Genomic DNA, 18,471 nt, shown 5'->3' with positions numbered 1-18,471 from the left:
TTCGAATCCTATGTAATGCCGTATATTCTGAGCTTTTTAACGAGAGAACCCGCCAGTCTCCCAGAGGGCGAGACGCTCAGGACGAAAAACGAAACAGAGGAGCACAATGGCTCCTCTTCTTATACGGATTATGGGTTACGAGGGAACTTGTCGAAGTCTGGGCGACGTTTCTCGTTGAATGCGTTACGGCCTTCTTGGCCTTCATCCGTCATGTAGAACATCATGGTTGCGTTACCCGCAAGTTCTTGCAGACCCGCTTGACCATCACAGTCCGCGTTCAATGCAGCTTTCAAGCAACGCAGTGCCATTGGGCTGTGTTGCAGTACTTCACGACACCAACGAACGGTTTCTTTCTCTAGATCCGCTAGTGGTACAACCGTGTTAACCAAGCCCATGTCTACCGCTTCTTGAGCATTGTAGAAACGACATAGGAACCAGATTTCGCGAGCTTTCTTTTGGCCTACGATGCGGGCCATGTAAGATGCGCCCCAACCGCCATCAAATGAACCCACTTTAGGGCCTGTTTGACCAAATTGAGCGTTGTCAGCAGCAATCGTTAGATCACACATCATGTGCAATACGTGACCACCGCCCACAGCCCAACCTGCTACCGATGCGATCACTGGTTTTGGACAAGTGCGAATATCACGTTGGAAGTCCAATACGTTTAAGTGGTGCGTACCTTGGTCGTCTTTGTAGCCGCCGTAGTCGCCACGGATCTTCTGGTCACCGCCAGAACAGAATGCGTCTTCACCGAGACCTGTCAGAATGATCACGCCAACACCAGAGTCGTAGCGTGCATCTGCCAACGCATCAATCATCTCTTTCACCGTTTGAGGGCGGAACGCGTTACGCACTTGAGGACGTGCAATAGTGATTTTCGCGATACCATCTACAGACTTGTGGTAATGAATGTCCTCGTATTTCTCGCTGCAATCTTTCCATTGAACCGGAGCGTAAAGTTCTTCTTCAGAAATGCCTACTGTTTTAGCCATGGTGATTCCCATTGTTCTCGTTGCTCTCACTCAAAGTGAGAATGAATTATTTGATTAACTTGCCTCGCAAATCGCTGTGGTTGCTCTTGGTGGACGTTATGTCCAGCACCTTCGATTTGTCGATACGCCAACCCGCTTGTCTCAGCCAGTTGGCTAAATTTTTTGTCTTTTTCGCCGCAGATATAATGCAGTGGAACCGCTTGCTGTTGCAGGGCCGGGAGCAAATAAGACTGCTTCGCTAATGACGTTGCAATCAGCATATCCGCTACCGCGGAACCAAGATTAGCACTTCGTTTCGCAATCAATGTTTGTCTTTGCTCATGGTTTAGTGAAGAAAAGACCAACTGTTGGTACCAATCGTTCAAAACACAGGCAAGAGGCTCCGTTTTGAAACGCTTTGCCCAGCGCGAATCGTTATCGAACCGTGCCTGTTTATCTGACTCACTTTGAAGCCCGAAGTTTCCTCCTTCAACAATGCTTCCACAAATATTGAGATCTGGAAAACATTGGTGAGCAAGGCCATGCATAGCAATGCGTCCACCCATTGAGTAACCAATCAGGATAAGCGGTTGTTGCGAGGGAAATAGTAAAGATAGTGCGGAATTGAGTAATTTGCAGCAATCATTCAGATCGCTGCAAAAAATAGACTGGCTGCGCCCGTGCCCGGGTAAGTCAATCGTTACTCGGTCATACTGAGGTAAAGCACTTAAGCACTGTTGCCAATCCTCGCCACTGCCGAGCAAACCATGCAAAAACACCAGAGTCGGCAAAGTGCTCCCTTGGTGTATTTCAGTTGCGGGAAAATGTTCAGAATAGAGCATGCAAATTCTTATTGAAGGCTCTTAAATGATCAGTCGCTTGATTTGGTGGCGTTTGTACTTCCAACACTAACGTACCTTGCCCTGAAGCAAAATGTTCAGAAACCAAAGATTGGTATTCAGCCAGTGTTTCAGGCTTACAGTATTGCAAACCGAATTGCTTCGCAGCATGTTCAAACTGATAACCGTGCGGCATTTGATAGAACTTTTCTCGATGTGAGACAGGTACTGGCAGCATATCGAAGATAGCACCACCATCATTATTGGTAATCACAATTACCGTTGGCTGCTGCGTATGCGTGAACAAAGCGAGCGAATTCGTATCATAAAGCGCAGATGTGTCGCCAATGTACATCAGCATTGGATTATTGCGATTACGCTGAACACCGCTAGCCGTTGCAAACAGACCATCGATGCCAGATGCACCGCGGTTAGTGAAGACCTCTGTGTTATCCACCTTGCCAAACATATCAACCAAGCGAACAAACAAACTGTTCCCCATAAACAGGTCGACACCTCGAGCACGTTCAGCCACATCGATGGCTAAAGCGATCTCATTAAGTTCACTATGAGGATCAGAAGCAAATAACGCTTTCGAATTTTGGCTTACTTGCTGAATATCTTCTGACAACTTCGCTGCCCAGCCCGCATGATGAGACTCACCACAAGGCGATTGGGCAACCCAATCGGAAGGCTCTATGACCCAATGAGATTGTGGCAGATGGCTTTGGTTGTCACGTTCCAAGCGTGGCGAAATCAACCAATAAGCAACTTTAGAAGCCGAAGCCTGTTTTTCTACCCACTGATTTAAGCGCTTAGAGATAATGCGGCTACCAAACTGAACAATGAGATCACAACATTCTATTTGTTTCGCAAACTTCGAGTGCTGCAGCCATAAGTCGTAGTATGCCCAATCAGAACTAATGCCGCTTTGTGGGTCAGATAAAATAGGCCACCCCATCTTGTCAGCAAACTGCTTGGCAGCTTGTGCTTGCTCTAAGGGTAAGCTGCCGATAATCACCAAACCTTTCTTGTCAAAGCATGCCGGATGCTCGTCGTTAGCCAGTGAGATAAAACGGCGACAATAAGTATCCGAGCTCTCCTGCCAAGATGCTACGGCATCAAGATAGCTTTGATACGTGCCCTTTTCTCCATTGGAGTACAAAGGCTCAGGAAAAGCAAAGTTGATATGGACAGCACTGCCTCTCAAGCGCTGAGTAAACATCACTTCATCAACCGACGTTAGTAACCAATTGAGTGGTGTTGTTAGCGAAGGACTCGGCAAGTTCAAACTGTCACAAACGTGCTGCGAAAAAATGCCAAGCTGGTTGATGGCTTGGTTAGCGCCACAGCCCACCAGCTCCACCGGGCGATCGGCGGTAAGCACCACCAGTTTTTCACCCGTTAGCTTTGCTTCTGCAATAGCTGGCAGTAAGTTCGCCACCGCTGTACCAGACGTCACGATAACGGCCACAGGATCTTTACTTGCCTTTGCAAGCCCCAACGCCATAAATCCCAATCCACGCTCATCAAAATGGGTGTGAATGGTAAAGTTTGGGTTATCTGCAGCTTCTAGCGTTAATGGTGTTGAACGAGAGCCCGGAGCGATACAAACGTGGTTCACACCAAAGCGGTTCAATTCTGTCAGGATGGTTTCAGACCAGATGCGATTTAAAACAGCTTGATCTGCACTCATGATGCAACCCCAAGCGGTGGGTGGTCTGAAATAAGAGAAAGTAGTGTCGACATTTTTTTATCCAACTCAGCCCATTCGTGTTCTGCAATAGACCCCGGAACAATACCAGCGCCAGCAAACAATTGAACTTGGTCCCCAAGAACTAACGCACTTCGGATTGCGACACAAAACTCCGCGCGTTCGTGACTGATGTAGCCCATCGAGCCAGCATACCAACCGCGTGCAAATGGTTCATTGTCTAGAATAAATTGCATTGATTCTTTACGAGGCAAACCAGCAACAGCCGCTGTCGGTTGCAGTGCAGAAAGCAATTGCACGCCGTTGATACCAGCCTTGAGCTCTGCATAAATATTACGCTTCAAGTGCTGCACTTTTCTCAGGCGAACCAAGCGAGGCTCTTGCTCCACTTCAACCACTTCCGAATGCGGAGTTAAACGGTCAATGATGTCATCAACCACATATTGGTTTTCATTGAGGTTCTTAGTGTCTTGCGACAACCAGTTTGCAAGCTCCATATCCTGAGTCGCGTTGCCACCACGACCAATGGTGCCAGCCAACGCTTCGGTATGAAGTTCATGACCTACACGCGAATACAAACGTTCGGGAGTCGACCCCATAAAACTGTGTTTGCTGTCCAAGCTCAGTAGAAAGTGAAAACTGTGGTGATTATTTAAATAGCTCGCTTTCAGAAGCTGTGCCGCAGAAAGCATGGAGTCTAGATGCACTTTCGAACGACGCGCCAAAACCACCTTCTTAAAGTCATCGTTATCGATGCCAGTCAGCACTTTTTCTACCAATGCATTCCATTGAGGCTCAGTTGGCGCATGATCAATAGAACGGATATGAGCAGAAATCGGCGCAAGCGTAGGCACATCACAAGCCAACTTTTGTAAGCCTGCTAATGTACGGGTTTTATCTTCTGAGATGTTTACCGCAAGCGACCATTGATCGTCAAAACGAATCAACTCGATTTGCGGAAGGAAAAAGAAGGACGGCATGCAGCGACGATTCTTCTCGTGCTGACCATCAAATGAGCGACCACCCCATACTCGTTGGCCTTCGCCAAGGATCGTATAGGCAGGGCCGGGCTCAACAAAAGAATGGAGTTGACCTAGGGCAACAACTTCTTCACGAGTATCACGGGACTGCCAGTAAAACTTGGGAAAAAGTGGTTGTGCTTCAAGCCAGTCAATAAACGCGAAACTCGGTTTCTCGCTGAGTGGCTCGACTAAACGTGTTTGATTGCCTTCCGTTTGCTGAACTCGCTCGATAATTCTCTTTACGGCTTGATGGAACTGTGACAAATCAACCTCGAAACATGTGAGGATAGTGGTAACTGACGGCTACTCTAAGTTTAGACCTTACGCAAATCAAGGTCGTATGCGATCTTTTGCAAAATCCTGTGATACCAACCGGACAAAAGATAGCCAGCAAACGGATAATTTACAGATTTTTATTCTATTAAAAATCAAATTATTGTATTTTAATAAAGAAATTAACGATTTTTTAGGAATTAAGCAATGCAAAATATCGGGATGTCGTCAAAACTCGACAATGTCTGCTACGACATTAGGGGTCCTGTACTCAAACATGCTAAGCGCATGGAGGAAGAAGGGCATAAAATCCTAAAGCTAAACATTGGTAACCCCGCCCCTTTTGGTTTTGACGCCCCGGATGAGATTCTGGTAGACGTGATTCGCAATCTACCGACCTCTCAAGGCTACTGTGATTCCAAAGGTATCTACTCTGCGCGTAAAGCCGTGGTGCAGCACTATCAACGTAAAGGCATCCGCTCCCTTGATGTTGAAGATGTTTACGTTGGTAACGGTGTGTCAGAACTGATCGTAATGGCGATGCAAGCGCTATTGAACAATGGCGATGAAATGCTCATCCCAGCGCCGGATTACCCGTTATGGACAGCGTCGGTTGCATTGTCTGGCGGTAAACCGGTTCACTACCTATGTGACGAGGGCGCAGACTGGTACCCAGATCTAGAAGACATCAAAAAGAAAATCACACCAAAAACACGTGGCATTGTTCTGATCAACCCGAACAACCCAACAGGTGCGGTTTACAGTCGTGACTTCTTGTTGGAAGTGATTGAGATTGCACGTCAGCACAAGTTGATCATTTTTGCAGATGAAATTTACGACAAAGTGCTTTATGACGGCGCCACACACACTTCCGTTGCCACGCTAACCGAAGATGTATTGGTAATGACCTTTAATGGTCTATCAAAAGCGTACCGTGTTTGTGGTTTCCGTGGTGGCTGGATGTTCTTAACTGGCCCTAAGCACTTAGCACAAGGCTACATTAACGGTCTTGAACTGCTGTCTTCGATGCGTCTATGTGCCAACGTTCCAATGCAGCATGCGATTCAGACCGCGTTGGGTGGCTACCAAAGCATTAACGAGTTAATCCTACCGGGTGGTCGCCTACTTGAACAACGAAACCGCGCTTACGAGCTGATCAACCAGATCCCTGGTGTTTCCTGTGTGAAGCCAAAAGGTGCAATGTATCTGTTCCCGAAAATCGATACTAAGATGTACAACATTAAGAATGACCAACAGATGGTGTTGGATTTCTTGAAGCAAGAGAAAGTACTGTTGGTGCAAGGTTCTGGCTTTAATTGGCCGAAACCAGACCACTTCCGCATCGTGACCTTACCACACGTGGAAGAGCTCGAAACCGCGATCGGACGCTTTGAGCGATTCTTAACGACATACAGCCAGTAGTAATTACTGCTGAACTCTCATATGCTTAGAGGAGCTCCCAGTGAGCTCCTTTTTCGTATTAAATGCCAAAACCGCTGACCGAATAGTTAGTGAGTTGGCGTTCAGGAGAGAGCAATGATAGAAAGCCATTTTTTCGCCCACCTCGCACGAATGAAACTGATCCAACGTTGGCCCTTGATGCGCTCCGTATCACCAGAGAACGTCTCGGAGCACAGCTTGCAGGTTGCTTTTGTCGCCCACGCACTCGCCCTAATCAAAAACAAAAAATTCGGCGGTACTCTTAACCCTGAGCGTATTGCAATTCTCGCCATGTATCATGACTCTAGTGAGGTTTTGACTGGCGATTTGCCGACACCCGTCAAATACTACAATCCGGAAATTGCCAAAGAATATAAAAAGATAGAAGCGGCTGCCGAGCAGAAACTACTGTCGATGTTACCTGAAGAATTCCAAGATGATTTCGCACCCTATCTGCTTTCTCACTCAGCCCATGCAGAAGACGCAAAAATTGTAAAACAAGCCGATTCCATTTGTGCCTACTTAAAGTGTCTTGAAGAGTTGAGTGCAGGCAATCACGAATTTGCCTTAGCAAAAAAGCGCCTCGACATTACTCTACAAGAGCGCAAAACACCTGAAATGGAATACTTCTTACATACCTTTGCCCCAAGCTTTGAATTATCGCTGGATGAAATCAGCTAATTGATGGAGAGAAAAGTGTCGTTTGAATTAGATGCCCTATGGCAAGAACGCCATGATGATGAGCACAAAATCCGCCGTGACGATCATCGTAGCCCCTACCAGCGTGACCGAGCGCGGATCTTACACTCCGCCGCATTCCGCCGCTTGCAGGCGAAAACTCAAGTGCATGGTAACAGCTTAGAAGACTTTCACCGTACTCGCCTGACTCACTCTCTTGAAGCAGCACAATTGGGTACGGGCATTGTCGCTCAACTTAAGAAGAAACAACCTGAGTTTCGAGACCTTCTGCCGTCTGACAGCTTGATCGACTCTCTCTGTTTAGCGCACGATATTGGTCACCCACCCTATGGTCATGGTGGTGAAGTGGCGCTGAACTATATGATGCGTGAGCACGGTGGATTTGAAGGCAACGCCCAAACCTTTCGCATTGTTACCAAGCTAGAACCCTATACTGAGCACTTCGGCATGAACCTGTCGCGAAGAGCATTGCTTGGGCTAATTAAATACCCCGCTCTACTCAGCCACACGCGTGCAGTTTGCTTACCTGAACCTGTTGAGCATCAGCGCAAATTGAAAGCTAAAGACTGGAGCCCAGCAAAAGGCATTTACGATTGTGATAAAGACTTGTTTGATTGGGTCATTGCACCATTAACCGACAGCGACAAAGCGCTGTTAAGCCAAATGCGTTGTCGCCCAGAATCGGATTTTGAGCACTGTAAAACACGATTCAAATCGCTCGACTGTTCGATTATGGAGCTCGCAGACGACATCGCTTATGGCGTGCATGACTTGGAAGATGCGATCGTGCTTGGCATGGTAACTCGTCAGCAATGGCAAGAAGGTGCAGCCAGTCAATTGGCAGATTGTGGCGACCCATGGTTTGAAGCACACATAGGTTCTATCGGACAAATGCTGTTTAGTGGTAAACACCATGAACGTAAAGACGCGATTGGCGGTATGGTAAATGCGCTATTAACCAGCATTTCAATCAAGGTCGTTGATGTACCATTTAATAACTCGCTACTCGCATGGAATGCTTGTTTAGAGCCACATATGGCTAAAGCACTCGATGTACTTAAAAGCTTTGTTAGCCAGTACGTGATCCAAGTACATCAGGTACAAATTGTTGAGTATAAAGGCCAGCAAATCATCATGGATTTATTTGAAGCTCTGAGCGCTGATCCGGAGCGTTTATTGCCAAAACACACTCAAGAGCTTTGGCGAACAGCAAGTAATGAGAGTGCCAAGATGCGCGTGATTGCCGACTACATCTCGGCCATGACGGATGGCCATGCGCAAAAGCTGCATCGTCAATTGTTCTCTTCTATCGTTTTGTAACGCAAGGAAGAGCTACTCACCTTTCAAATAGTTCTTTTCAAATACGCCCGGAGGCATCTGGGCGATTTGAAATTCAATCATCTTCTCAAACGCCGTCAGCAATGGCTCAAAATCTTTGTCTGGTTCTACCAAGCTCAGCGCATGGTATCCCGCTTCAACCGTCGATAAGCTGTTTTCAGATGGCGCTTTGCGAATCGTATAATGACCTTGCAGATTCTCTGGCAACTTCACTGTTGGTATAGCATGCAAGTTAGTCGATAGCTGCCACATCTTGTAGGCTTTCTTCCAGGTACCATCAAGCAAAATCAAACGTATTTTCTTAACGGAAGCACTTTCATCTGCAGATAGCGTAGAAAGACACAACGACTGCTCAGACGGGTAAAGAATAAAGTGTTGGTAAGCATCATCTTCTAGTAAAGCATTTAAGGCATCATTATCAGAAAAGTCTTCTCCGATCAGACAAGTACAATGATTTAAGCTCAAATTGAGAATTCTTGCCGTACCAAGGGGACGATGTTCTTCACTCATATGCTGAAGGATGATAAGTTCAACCTCGTTTGCTAGCGGTACAATCCATTGGCAAATACAAGCTTTGCGCGATTTTCCACACTGAGAACAATAACGAGACATAGAGTGAACCTTTATACATTGCTGAGCATCATCAGCGTTATCTGTTTAATACTACAATTCGAACCAATGGCAAGCCTAACCGAGTGGCACGCTTACAATATACGCCACGGCGAATGGTGGCGAATCGTAACAGGAAATCTCACGCATACCAACTTTGCTCACTTAGGTATGAATCTGGCTGGTTTATGGGTGATCGGATTTATCTTCCGCCCTACCGTGCGTAATTTCACCATCGTATTTCTGGTTTTGTGTACCTTCGTTGGTGCAATGAACTTGTTCACCAATATGTCGGTTTATGTCGGGCTGTCTGGTGTGCTGCACGGCTTATTCGGTTTCTGGGCTCTGGCTGAGGTTTTCGACGGCAGGAGAAGCAGTTTAGTGCTCGTAGGTGGTTTGATTGCTAAAGTCGCTTGGGAGCAGTTCTACGGTCCTTCAGCGAGTACAGCAGCCATGATTGGTGCTCGCGTAGCGGTTGATGCCCACTTGTTCGGCGCCATCGGCGGTTTGAGTATGGCATTGATTGAAAGAGGCCTGCACCGACGAGTGTTTGGTTAAGTAATCAACTGTCAGACAAAAACAAAAAATCCCGAGTCAATAAAAGTAGGCGACTCGGGATAGCAGGAACATTATTTTCTACGTTTATAACAAGATACGCTGAAGATTCTTTTCAACCGTAGCTGACCCTATACCTTTAACATTCGACAAATCAGCCGCAGTTTTAAATGGGCCGTTCTCTTGGCGATACTCAACGATATCATTCGCTTTCTTTAACCCGATACCTTTCAGCAGCGTCGCTAACTCCTCTGCCGAAGCTGTATTTACATTAACCGTAATTTCAATACCTTCATGTTTACTGTTGCTCTCAGCTGCGACTCCATGGCTAACTGGTGCAAGCACGCATAACAGTACTGATAGAATCCACTTCATTTTCATTGCCTTCTCCTCCTTCATCTTTGGCTTAAAAGCAATCTATGGGATATAGAAAGATCAAAAAAGTGAAGAGCGACAAAAATAAAACGGGCCGCTATTGCGACCCGTTTTTTTTAACATGCGAATTACACTCGTTTTGTTTAGTTGCTCACAACGAAGTATTCGATATCCGTGTTAGCACGAAGAACAGAAACGACAGAAGCAAGATCTTGTTGCGCTGAACTACGCAGCATTTGCATTGCAACTTGCTGTTCTAATTCACCGTCAAGCTCTGCAGTTACCGCATCTAGCTCAATGATAACGATGTTACCAGCAAAGTCTTTCGATTGACCAAACACAGGTTTACCTTCAGTAGGTTTTGCCATCGCAAATACTGTGCTTGCTAACGGAGAACGGCGATCAATTGATTCCTGCTCACCAAACGCTAGTTTGTTTTCTGCTAGGATTGCGTCATCGCCAGCTTGTAGAGATTCAACAACTTTATCACCTAGAGTCAGTGCTTGTTGCTCACCTTTAACACGTGAAAGTTCAGTAACAACTTGCTCTTTTACTTGCTCTAGAGGAAGAACCGTTTCATCACGAGCATCTTCAACTCGAACAACAATGATGTGCTCAGGCGCTACTTCGATTGCTTCAGAGTTCAGGCCATCTTCTTTCACTTCAGGGCTAAGAATCGCTTGCATTACTGCTGGGTTATTAAGAACTTCTGGCGCATCAACTTGAGAGATGAAGTCTGTTGTCTTCACTGTTTGACCAACAGCTTGTGAAGCATCGTCTAGCGAGTCTGGGTATTCAAATGCCACTTTTTCAAGTTCGCTTTGCAACTCGTAGAACTGATCCACTGCTTTTTGATCAACCATTTCTTTCTTGATCTCAGCTGCGACTTCAGTAAATGGTTTAGCAACCGAATCTTTTAGCTCTTCAAGCTTGATGATGTGGTAGCCAAAATCAGATTTCACTAAACCAGTTGTGTCGCCAACATTCTTAAGTGCAAATGCAGCTTCTTCAAATGCAGGATCCATAACATCACGTTCAATCCAACCTAGGTCGCCGCCGTTTTCAGCACTACCAAAGTCGTCAGACTTTTCTTCTGCCAGCTTAGCGAAGTCTGCACCACCGTTTAGCTCATCAAGAATTGCTTGCGCTTTCGCTTCATCATCACCTTCAACAAGGATGTGTGCTACGCGACGTTGCTCTTCTGAAGAGTACTTATCTAGGTGCTCGTCGTAGTATTGCTTAACGTCTGCGTCAGAAACTTGGATTTGCTTTTTCAGCTCTTCTGCAGATAGCTCGATGTAAGCAACTTTCACTTGCTCTGGGCGAGTAAAGTTATCTGGGTTTGCTTTGTAGTAATCTTGGATTTCTTCATCTGTTAGTTCTACATGCTTAGCGAAGTCATCAAGATTAATTGTGATTGTGCGAATATCACGTGTTTGTGTGAATAGCTTGCCTTCAGCTTGTACTTCCCCCGGTAGCGTAAACTCACTCAGTTGAAGTGCGTTTAGAAGCTGTTCACGTACAAGTTGGCTACGCATGTACTCAGCAAATGAATCTGGAGAGTAACCTGCGCGGCGTAATGATGCTTGGTAAACATCTTGGTCAAACTTACCATTTGATTGGAACTGAGGTAGTTCAAGAATCATGGTACGGATTTGGGCATCGCTAATACGAAGACCTAGTGATTCTGCTTGCTGATCCAGTAAAACGTCATTGATCATACGATCTAAAACAGATTTGCGGAAAGACTCAACATAAGCAGGGTCAGCTAGCATTTGAGCGAAAGAATCACCAAATTGAGCTTGCATACGGTTACGCTCGTTTTGGTAAGCCATTTCAAACTCGCCACGGCTGATTTCAGTGTTGCCTACTTTAGCTGCCGCGTTGTTGCCACCACTTGTTAGATAGCTCCCTACCCCTGCGAATACGAAAGACAGGATGATCAATCCAAGGATAATTTTGATCGCGATGCTGTTCACGCCTTCGCGTAATCGATCCATCATAATTTAACTGCTCTCCACAATTGAAGCTAAACGCTTCCAATAGAAAAATGTAATGACGCGATAATATCAGAAAAAGAAATGCGCATCAGTAGGATGCGCATAATTTCAAAAAGTTCGGCAGAGACTTTGTAAATTTTTGTTCAAAACAAGCATTTTGAACAAAAAACACGCAAAACGCGAAGGCTCAGAAACCGAGATAAGATCGCTAGTATTAGTTACAAGCGTCTTTTAGAGCTTTACCAGCTTTGAATGAAGGAACTTTCGCTTCTGCGATTTGGATCTCTTCACCAGTCTTAGGGTTACGGCCAGTGCGAGCTGCACGAGTGCGAACGCTAAAAGTACCGAAGCCAACTAAAGCAACTTGGTCACCTGATTGCAGTGTGCCACCAACAGCTTCGATGAATGCATCTAGAGCACGGCCAGCTGACGCTTTAGAGATGTCTGCATTTTCTGCGATTTTTTCTACTAATTGAGTTTTATTCACTGTGATTTCCCCTTTGTGTCATCTGTGATTATTTTTGTGATGACTTTTCGTTCCATATAAAAATAAAGTAGCTTCAGGCCTTATTCCTAAAGGGCTGACAGCTGTCGAACTTAACTTAGTGCCAAAAAAAAACGCTGACAAGCCTTTTTGGGCCTATCAGCGTAAAGTTTTACTTATTTTTGCTGCACATCACTATTTTTTAGCTTCAAACTCAACCCCTGTAGGGTCTCGCTCTAGTGCAACTTTCAGAACTTCGTCGATCCACTGTACTGGGATAACCTGCAGATCTGCGATAACATTTTCTGGAATCTCTTCCAAATCACGCTCATTGTCTTTCGGAATCAGTACCGTTTTGATGCCACCACGGTGTGCTGCAAGTAACTTCTCTTTTAGGCCGCCGATAGGTAGAACTTCACCACGTAGTGTGATTTCACCTGTCATACCCACCTCTGCTTTTACTGGGTTACCCGTCAAGCTAGAAACTAGTGCAGTACACATTGCGATACCCGCACTTGGGCCATCTTTTGGTGTCGCACCTTCTGGTACGTGCACGTGGATGTCACGTTTTTCGTAGAAGTCTGAGTTAATACCCAGCTTTTCAGCACGTGAACGTACAACCGTCATTGCCGCTTGGATCGACTCTTTCATTACGTCGCCCAGAGAACCAGTTTGCGTCAGCTTACCTTTACCAGGCATCGCTTCCGTTTCGATAGTCAGTAGATCGCCGCCAACTTGTGTCCAAGCTAGGCCAGTTACTTGACCAATACGGTTGCTGTCATCCGCCTTACCAAAGTCATGACGTTGAACACCTAGGTATTCTTTTAGGTTGTCCATTGTAACCGTCACAGACTTCAAGCTTGTATCAAGCAGGATGTTCTTCACTGCTTTACGGCAGATCTTAGAAATCTCGCGCTCTAAGCTACGTACACCCGCTTCACGCGTGTAGTAACGAATAATGCCGATGATCGCTGAATCTTCGATAGTAATTTCGTTTGGCTTCAGACCGTTACGCTTCACTTGTTTATCAACAAGGTGACGTTTTGCAATGTTCAGCTTCTCGTCTTCTGTGTAACCAGACAGGCGAATCACTTCCATACGGTCAAGTAGTGGACCCGGAATATCCATCGAGTTAGACGTCGCGACGAACATTACATCAGACAAATCGTAATCTACTTCTAGGTAGTGATCGTTAAACGCATTGTTTTGTTCTGGGTCTAAAACTTCTAGCAGTGCCGACGATGGGTCACCACGCATATCTGAAGACATCTTGTCGATTTCATCCAGAAGGAATAGTGGGTTTTTCACACCGACTTTCGACATCTTCTGAATGAGCTTACCTGGCAATGAACCGATGTAAGTACGACGGTGACCGCGGATCTCTGCTTCGTCACGCACGCCACCCAGTGCCATACGCGTGTACTTACGGCCTGTAGCTGCAGCGATTGAGCGACCCAACGATGTTTTACCAACACCAGGAGGACCAACAAGACAAAGGATTGGACCTTTCAGCTTGTTGATACGGTTTTGTACCGCTAAGTACTCCAGAATACGTTCTTTTACACGCTCTAGACCGTAGTGGTCTTCGTTTAGAATCTCTTCTGCTTTCGCTAGATTCTTCTTCACTTTAGAACGTTTGTTCCAAGGCACGCTTACCATCCAGTCGATGTAGCTACGTACCACTGTCGCTTCTGCAGACATTGGAGACATCATCTTAAGCTTTTGCAGCTCTTGTTCTGTCTTCTCACGTGCGTCCTGAGGCATTTTCGATTCTTCAATCTTTTGCTTCAGTGTTTCAAACTCATCAGGCGCATCTTCCATCTCGCCAAGTTCTTTCTGAATCGCTTTCATTTGCTCATTCAGGTAGTACTCACGCTGAGATTTTTCCATCTGTTTCTTAACACGGCCACGGATTCGCTTTTCGACCTGAAGCAGATCGATTTCAGATTCCATTTGCCCCATCAAGAACTCTAGACGTTCCGTGATATCAACAATTTCAAGAACTTGTTGTTTATCTACCAGCTTAAGTGGCATATGCGCAGCGATAGTGTCGGCTAAACGCGCTGCTTCATCAATGCCACTCAGCGAAGTAAGAACTTCTGGCGGAATCTTCTTGTTCAGTTTGATGAAACCTTCAAACTGGTTAATCGCACTGCGTACAATCACTTCTTGTTCACGCTCATCCAATTCAGGAGTCACGATAAACTCAGCTTCAGCCAAGAAGAAGTCGCTTTCTTTAAAATGGTTGATTCTGGCACGCTGTTGGCCTTCAACTAGCACTTTTACTGTGCCATCAGGCAATTTTAGAAGTTGAAGAATCGTCGCAACTGTACCGACCTCAAAAAGGTCATCAACGGATGGCTCATCAGTGTCTGCTTGCTTTTGCGCCACAAGCAGCACTTGTTTGTTCGTTTCCATCGCTGTTTCTAGACAGCTAATTGATTTCTCACGACCAACAAACAAAGGGATAACCATGTGTGGGTAGACCACTACGTCACGTAGAGGTAATACCGGGATCTCGATACGCTCGGAACGTTCCAAGTTCATATAATTCTCTCTTCCGCTTTCACGTTTAACGTATTACTTAAGGCAGTATATGGGGGCTAATTGTTTGGATTCAATAAGAGAAATAAAAAAAGGAGGTAATTACTTACCTCCTTTTTATTCATGGCTGAATTTATTCTGCTCCAGCAGCCTGGTTGTCGGCATTGCTGTAAATAAGCAGTGGTTCTGATTCACCGTTAATGACTGATTCATCAATCACTACTTTACTTACGTCCGTCGCTGATGGCAGTTCGTACATGGTTTCTAGCAGAACGCCTTCTAGAATTGAACGCAGACCGCGAGCACCAGTCTTACGCTCCATTGCTTTCTTAGCGATAGCACGTAGCGCATCTTCACGAAACTCAAGTTCAGCGTCTTCTAGCTCAAACAATGCTGCGTATTGCTTAGTTAAAGCGTTCTTCGGTTCACAAAGGATCTGAATTAACGCTTCTTCATCAAGCTCTGTCAGTGTTGTTGTTACCGGCAGACGACCAATGAACTCAGGAATCAGGCCGTATTTCACTAGATCTTCAGGCTCTACCTGCATAAATAGTTCACCGACCGTTTTGGTTTCGTTTTTAGAACGCACTTCTGCGCCAAAACCAATACCTGTGCCTGTCGCTACACGCTGTTCAATCACTTTATCTAAGCCAGCAAATGCACCACCACAGATGAACAGGATCTTAGACGTGTCCACTTGTAGGAATTCTTGCTGCGGATGCTTACGGCCACCTTGTGGTGGAACCGATGCAACCGTACCTTCGATAAGTTTTAGTAGCGCCTGCTGAACACCTTCACCAGATACGTCACGCGTAATTGATGGGTTTTCAGCTTTACGAGAAATCTTGTCAATTTCGTCAATGTATACAATGCCGCGTTCAGCCTTAGCTACATCGTAATCACATTTTTGCAGAAGCTTCTGGATGATGTTTTCAACGTCTTCACCTACATAACCCGCTTCGGTTAATGTGGTTGCGTCAGCCATCGTAAATGGCACATCCAAGAATCGAGCTAGCGTCTCAGCAAGCAGTGTTTTACCACTACCCGTTGGGCCGATTAGAAGGATGTTACTCTTACCAAGTTCCACACCTTCGCTCGTTGTATCACCATTGCGTAAACGCTTGTAGTGGTTATATACCGCAACTGCGAGCACTTTTTTCGCGTAATCTTGTCCGATCACATAGTCATCAAGATGTTCACGGATCTGTTTTGGCGTTGGTAACGCTTCAGATTCTTTCTTAGGGAGAACATCTTTAATTTCTTCGCGAATGATATCGTTACATAAGTCGACACACTCGTCGCAAATGTAAACTGACGGACCTGCGATTAGCTTGCGAACTTCGTGCTGACTTTTGCCACAGAAAGAGCAGTACAGCAATTTGCCGCTGCCGCTTTCTTTGCTTTTATCTGTCATTCGCTAACCTCTTAGCCTTTACTCTTTATGAATGAGTGTATATCAAATTTAGCCAAAATGCGCTGGCTAAATTACTCGCCGCGGTGGCTCAACACTGCATCCACAATACCGTATTCTACTGCCTGATCTGCCGACATGAAGTTGTCACGATCGGTATCGCGTTCAATCACTTCAAGAGGCTGGCCAGTATGTTCTGCTAATAGGTTGTTTAGCTTCTGCTTGATGGTCAGGATTTCCTGAGCATGAATTTGAATATCAGAAGCCTGACCTTGGAAGCCACCTAATGGTTGGTGGATCATCACTCGTGAATTAGGCAGAACGTAACGCTTACCTGGCGCACCACCTGCAAGCAGGAACGCACCCATAGAGCAAGCTTGACCCATACATACAGTACTTACATTTGGTTTGATAAACTGCATAGTGTCGTAGATAGACATACCTGCAGTTACGCTGCCGCCTGGTGAGTTGATGTATAGGAAAATGTCTTTATCTGGATTTTCAGATTCTAGGAAAAGTAGTTGAGCCACGACAAGGTTTGCCATGTGGTCTTCCACTTGACCTGTTAGAAAAATCACACGCTCTTTCAATAGGCGTGAGTAGATGTCGTAAGAACGTTCGCCGCGGGAAGTTTGTTCAACCACCATTGGCACTAGCGCGTCAATAATTGGCGACATTGCATTTTTTTCTTGGTAGCTCATATTCTTATGTCCCTAAAATAAATGGCCCGGATGATAAGTATCACACGGACCATTGTTAGCAGAATAGTCGACGTTAAGTCAACCTTCTACGCAAGATATTGCTTATTAAGCAGCAGGTTGTTGGTTAAGTAGCTCGTTGAAGCTTACTTCTTTCTCAGTAACCTGTGCTTTAGCGATGATCGCGTCGATAGCTTGCTCTTCTAGAGCAACGTTACGCATGTTGTTCATCATTTGCTCGTTTTGCTCGTAGTAAGCAACAACTTCTGATGGATCTTCGTATGCTGTAGCCATTTCTTCGATTAGCGCTTTAACTTTCTCGTCGTCAGCTTTTAGTTCTTCAGACTTGATTACTTCACCTAGTAGAAGACCTACAACTACGCGACGTTTAGCTTGCTCTTCGAACAGTTCACGTGGAAGCTGTGCAGCTGCTTCTGGGTTACCACCGAAGCGTTGTGCAGCTTGTTGACGTAGAACTTGGATTTCTTGTTCGATAAGTGCCGCTGGTACGTCAATGTCGTTTTGTGCAACTAGACCGTCGATAGCTTGCTCTTTGATGCGAGTCTTAATAGCTTGCTTAAGCTCACGCTCCATGTTCTTACGAACTTCAGCTTTAAGTGCTTCAACGCCACCTTCAGCAACACCAAACTTAGAAACGAACTCGTCGTTTAGTTCTGGTAGTTCACGAGCTTCAACTTTGTTCACTTTGATAGCGAACTTAGCTGCTTTACCTTTTAGGTTTTCAGCGTGGTAATCTTCTGGGAAGTTTACGTCGATTTCGAATTCCATACCTTTAGTTTTACCTTCGATACCGTCTTCGAAACCTGGGATCATGCGACCTGCGCCCATTTCTAGTGGGAAGTTTTCAGCTTTACCGCCTTCAAACTCTTCACCGTCGATAGAGCCAACGAAGTCGATGCTTACGCGCTTACCAGCTTCTGCAGCTTCTTCAACTTCAGCCCAAGTAGCTTGTTGCTTACGTAGAGTTTCGATCATCTCTTCTACATCTGCATCGTTAACTTCAGTTGTTGGTTTTTCAACTGTGATGCTTTCTAGGCCTTTTAGCTCAACTTCTGGGTAAACTTCGAAAGTTGCAGTAAATACTAGGTCTGCGCCTTCGTTGTTTTCAACTGGAGCGAAAGTTGGTGCGCCAGCTGGGTTGATTTTCTCTTTTACGATCGCTTCGATGAAGTGACGTTGCATAACTTCACCAAGAACGTCTTGACGTACTGCTTTGCCGTACATCTTAGCAACCATTTTTAGAGGCACTTTACCCTTACGGAAACCATCGAAACGACGGTTTTTAGCGATGTTGCGTAGTTCAGCTGTAACAGCATCTTCGATGTTTGCAGCTGGAACAGTAATGTTAAGACGGCGCTCTAGGCCTTCTAGCGTTTCAACAGTAACTTGCATTATATATAAACCTCTAAAGTGGCTCGGTGTTTCCGAGCGTATGAGCGAACTCTCTGGAGTTAACGCTTCATCCTTGTGTAGTG

At 45.6% G+C, this 18,471-nt stretch carries 16 protein-coding genes; 4 read left to right on the top strand and 12 right to left on the bottom strand.

Annotated features, from left to right (window positions below; translation table 11 throughout):
* Positions 1-128: 128 nt before the first annotated feature.
* Genes menB through J4N37_RS04525 form a run of 4 tightly spaced genes read right to left on the bottom strand, consistent with a single transcriptional unit; the run spans position 129 to position 4,813 of the window.
* On the bottom strand, positions 129-995 hold the full coding sequence (menB, locus tag J4N37_RS04540) for a 1,4-dihydroxy-2-naphthoyl-CoA synthase (protein ID WP_009707163.1): 867 nt from the start codon (positions 993-995) through the stop codon (positions 129-131).
* A gap of 26 nt (positions 996-1,021) precedes the next feature.
* Positions 1,022-1,816, bottom strand: coding sequence for a 2-succinyl-6-hydroxy-2,4-cyclohexadiene-1-carboxylate synthase (gene menH / locus J4N37_RS04535; protein ID WP_252041764.1), 795 nt, complete (start codon positions 1,814-1,816; stop codon positions 1,022-1,024).
* Positions 1,803-3,509 (bottom strand): 2-succinyl-5-enolpyruvyl-6-hydroxy-3-cyclohexene-1-carboxylic-acid synthase, encoded by a 1,707-nt coding sequence (gene menD / locus J4N37_RS04530; RefSeq protein ID WP_252041763.1) that lies wholly within the window; start codon positions 3,507-3,509, stop codon positions 1,803-1,805. Before menD ends, menH begins: the two co-directional genes overlap by 14 nt.
* On the bottom strand, positions 3,506-4,813 hold the full coding sequence (locus J4N37_RS04525) for an isochorismate synthase (protein ID WP_252041761.1): 1,308 nt from the start codon (positions 4,811-4,813) through the stop codon (positions 3,506-3,508). The genes menD and J4N37_RS04525 overlap by 4 nt, the downstream gene beginning before the upstream one ends.
* A gap of 216 nt (positions 4,814-5,029) precedes the next feature.
* Between J4N37_RS04525 and J4N37_RS04520 the strand changes: the two genes are divergently transcribed.
* The 3 genes from J4N37_RS04520 (at position 5,030) to J4N37_RS04510 (ending at position 8,281) form a co-directional block, all read left to right on the top strand.
* Positions 5,030-6,244, top strand: coding sequence for a pyridoxal phosphate-dependent aminotransferase (locus J4N37_RS04520; RefSeq protein ID WP_010447021.1), 1,215 nt, complete (start codon positions 5,030-5,032; stop codon positions 6,242-6,244).
* 114 nt (positions 6,245-6,358) lie between these two features.
* Positions 6,359-6,943: a 5'-deoxynucleotidase gene (gene yfbR / locus J4N37_RS04515; RefSeq protein ID WP_010447019.1), complete on the top strand. Its 585-nt coding sequence runs from the start codon at positions 6,359-6,361 to the stop codon at positions 6,941-6,943.
* Between the two features lie 3 nt (positions 6,944-6,946).
* The gene (locus J4N37_RS04510) at positions 6,947-8,281 is read left to right on the top strand and encodes an anti-phage deoxyguanosine triphosphatase (RefSeq protein ID WP_050541114.1); all 1,335 of its coding nucleotides are present in this window, start codon (positions 6,947-6,949) and stop codon (positions 8,279-8,281) included.
* Positions 8,282-8,293: 12 nt separating this feature from the next.
* Here the strand turns inward: J4N37_RS04510 and J4N37_RS04505 are convergent, their stop codons facing one another.
* On the bottom strand, positions 8,294-8,911 hold the full coding sequence (locus J4N37_RS04505; protein ID WP_010447014.1) for a tRNA-uridine aminocarboxypropyltransferase: 618 nt from the start codon (positions 8,909-8,911) through the stop codon (positions 8,294-8,296).
* A gap of 3 nt (positions 8,912-8,914) precedes the next feature.
* On the opposite strand from J4N37_RS04505, the gene rrtA reads away from it, so the two are divergent.
* The gene (gene rrtA, locus J4N37_RS04500; protein WP_038887521.1) at positions 8,915-9,466 is read left to right on the top strand and encodes a rhombosortase; all 552 of its coding nucleotides are present in this window, start codon (positions 8,915-8,917) and stop codon (positions 9,464-9,466) included.
* 84 nt (positions 9,467-9,550) lie between these two features.
* Here the strand turns inward: rrtA and J4N37_RS04495 are convergent, their stop codons facing one another.
* The 7 genes from J4N37_RS04495 to tig all read right to left on the bottom strand — a co-directional run bounded on the left by J4N37_RS04495 (position 9,551) and on the right by tig (position 18,388).
* Positions 9,551-9,838, bottom strand: coding sequence for a ComEA family DNA-binding protein (locus J4N37_RS04495; protein ID WP_029560945.1), 288 nt, complete (start codon positions 9,836-9,838; stop codon positions 9,551-9,553).
* 143 nt (positions 9,839-9,981) lie between these two features.
* Complete coding sequence (gene ppiD / locus J4N37_RS04490; protein ID WP_252041760.1) at positions 9,982-11,841, bottom strand: peptidylprolyl isomerase; 1,860 nt, start codon at positions 11,839-11,841, stop codon at positions 9,982-9,984.
* Positions 11,842-12,052: 211 nt separating this feature from the next.
* Positions 12,053-12,325: an HU family DNA-binding protein gene (locus J4N37_RS04485; protein WP_010447007.1), complete on the bottom strand. Its 273-nt coding sequence runs from the start codon at positions 12,323-12,325 to the stop codon at positions 12,053-12,055.
* 192 nt (positions 12,326-12,517) lie between these two features.
* The gene (lon, locus tag J4N37_RS04480; protein WP_252041759.1) at positions 12,518-14,869 is read right to left on the bottom strand and encodes an endopeptidase La; all 2,352 of its coding nucleotides are present in this window, start codon (positions 14,867-14,869) and stop codon (positions 12,518-12,520) included.
* Positions 14,870-14,999: 130 nt separating this feature from the next.
* Complete coding sequence (gene clpX / locus J4N37_RS04475; RefSeq protein WP_010447003.1) at positions 15,000-16,280, bottom strand: ATP-dependent protease ATP-binding subunit ClpX; 1,281 nt, start codon at positions 16,278-16,280, stop codon at positions 15,000-15,002.
* A gap of 71 nt (positions 16,281-16,351) precedes the next feature.
* Complete coding sequence (gene clpP / locus J4N37_RS04470) at positions 16,352-16,978, bottom strand: ATP-dependent Clp endopeptidase proteolytic subunit ClpP (RefSeq protein ID WP_005430931.1); 627 nt, start codon at positions 16,976-16,978, stop codon at positions 16,352-16,354.
* A 105-nt stretch (positions 16,979-17,083) separates the two neighbouring features.
* A complete protein-coding gene (gene tig / locus J4N37_RS04465; RefSeq protein ID WP_010446997.1) occupies positions 17,084-18,388 on the bottom strand; it encodes a trigger factor in 1,305 nt (434 codons plus the stop codon).
* Positions 18,389-18,471: the final 83 nt, after the last annotated feature.

Source organism: Vibrio sp. SCSIO 43153 (assembly GCF_023716625.1).
GTDB classification, from domain to species: domain Bacteria; phylum Pseudomonadota; class Gammaproteobacteria; order Enterobacterales; family Vibrionaceae; genus Vibrio; species Vibrio rotiferianus.
Note: the sequence above shows the minus strand (reverse complement) of the source record. Positions and strands in the feature narration are given on the sequence as shown.

Excerpts from the sequence above, each read along its gene's own strand:
- tig (WP_010446997.1), bottom strand. The coding sequence starts at position 18,388 with ATGCAAGTTACTGTTGAAACGCTAGAAGGCCTAGAGCGCCGTCTTAAC.
- clpX (WP_010447003.1), bottom strand. The coding sequence starts at position 16,280 with ATGACAGATAAAAGCAAAGAAAGCGGCAGCGGCAAATTGCTGTACTGC.
- J4N37_RS04505 (WP_010447014.1), bottom strand. The coding sequence starts at position 8,911 with ATGTCTCGTTATTGTTCTCAGTGTGGAAAATCGCGCAAAGCTTGTATT.
- menD (WP_252041763.1), bottom strand. The coding sequence starts at position 3,509 with ATGAGTGCAGATCAAGCTGTTTTAAATCGCATCTGGTCTGAAACCATC.
- lon (WP_252041759.1), bottom strand. The coding sequence starts at position 14,869 with ATGAACTTGGAACGTTCCGAGCGTATCGAGATCCCGGTATTACCTCTA.
- menH (WP_252041764.1), bottom strand. The coding sequence starts at position 1,816 with ATGCTCTATTCTGAACATTTTCCCGCAACTGAAATACACCAAGGGAGC.
- ppiD (WP_252041760.1), bottom strand. The coding sequence starts at position 11,841 with ATGATGGATCGATTACGCGAAGGCGTGAACAGCATCGCGATCAAAATT.
- J4N37_RS04495 (WP_029560945.1), bottom strand. The coding sequence starts at position 9,838 with ATGAAGTGGATTCTATCAGTACTGTTATGCGTGCTTGCACCAGTTAGC.
- J4N37_RS04520 (WP_010447021.1), top strand. The coding sequence starts at position 5,030 with ATGCAAAATATCGGGATGTCGTCAAAACTCGACAATGTCTGCTACGAC.
- J4N37_RS04510 (WP_050541114.1), top strand. The coding sequence starts at position 6,947 with ATGGAGAGAAAAGTGTCGTTTGAATTAGATGCCCTATGGCAAGAACGC.
- menB (WP_009707163.1), bottom strand. The coding sequence starts at position 995 with ATGGCTAAAACAGTAGGCATTTCTGAAGAAGAACTTTACGCTCCGGTT.
- yfbR (WP_010447019.1), top strand. The coding sequence starts at position 6,359 with ATGATAGAAAGCCATTTTTTCGCCCACCTCGCACGAATGAAACTGATC.
- clpP (WP_005430931.1), bottom strand. The coding sequence starts at position 16,978 with ATGAGCTACCAAGAAAAAAATGCAATGTCGCCAATTATTGACGCGCTA.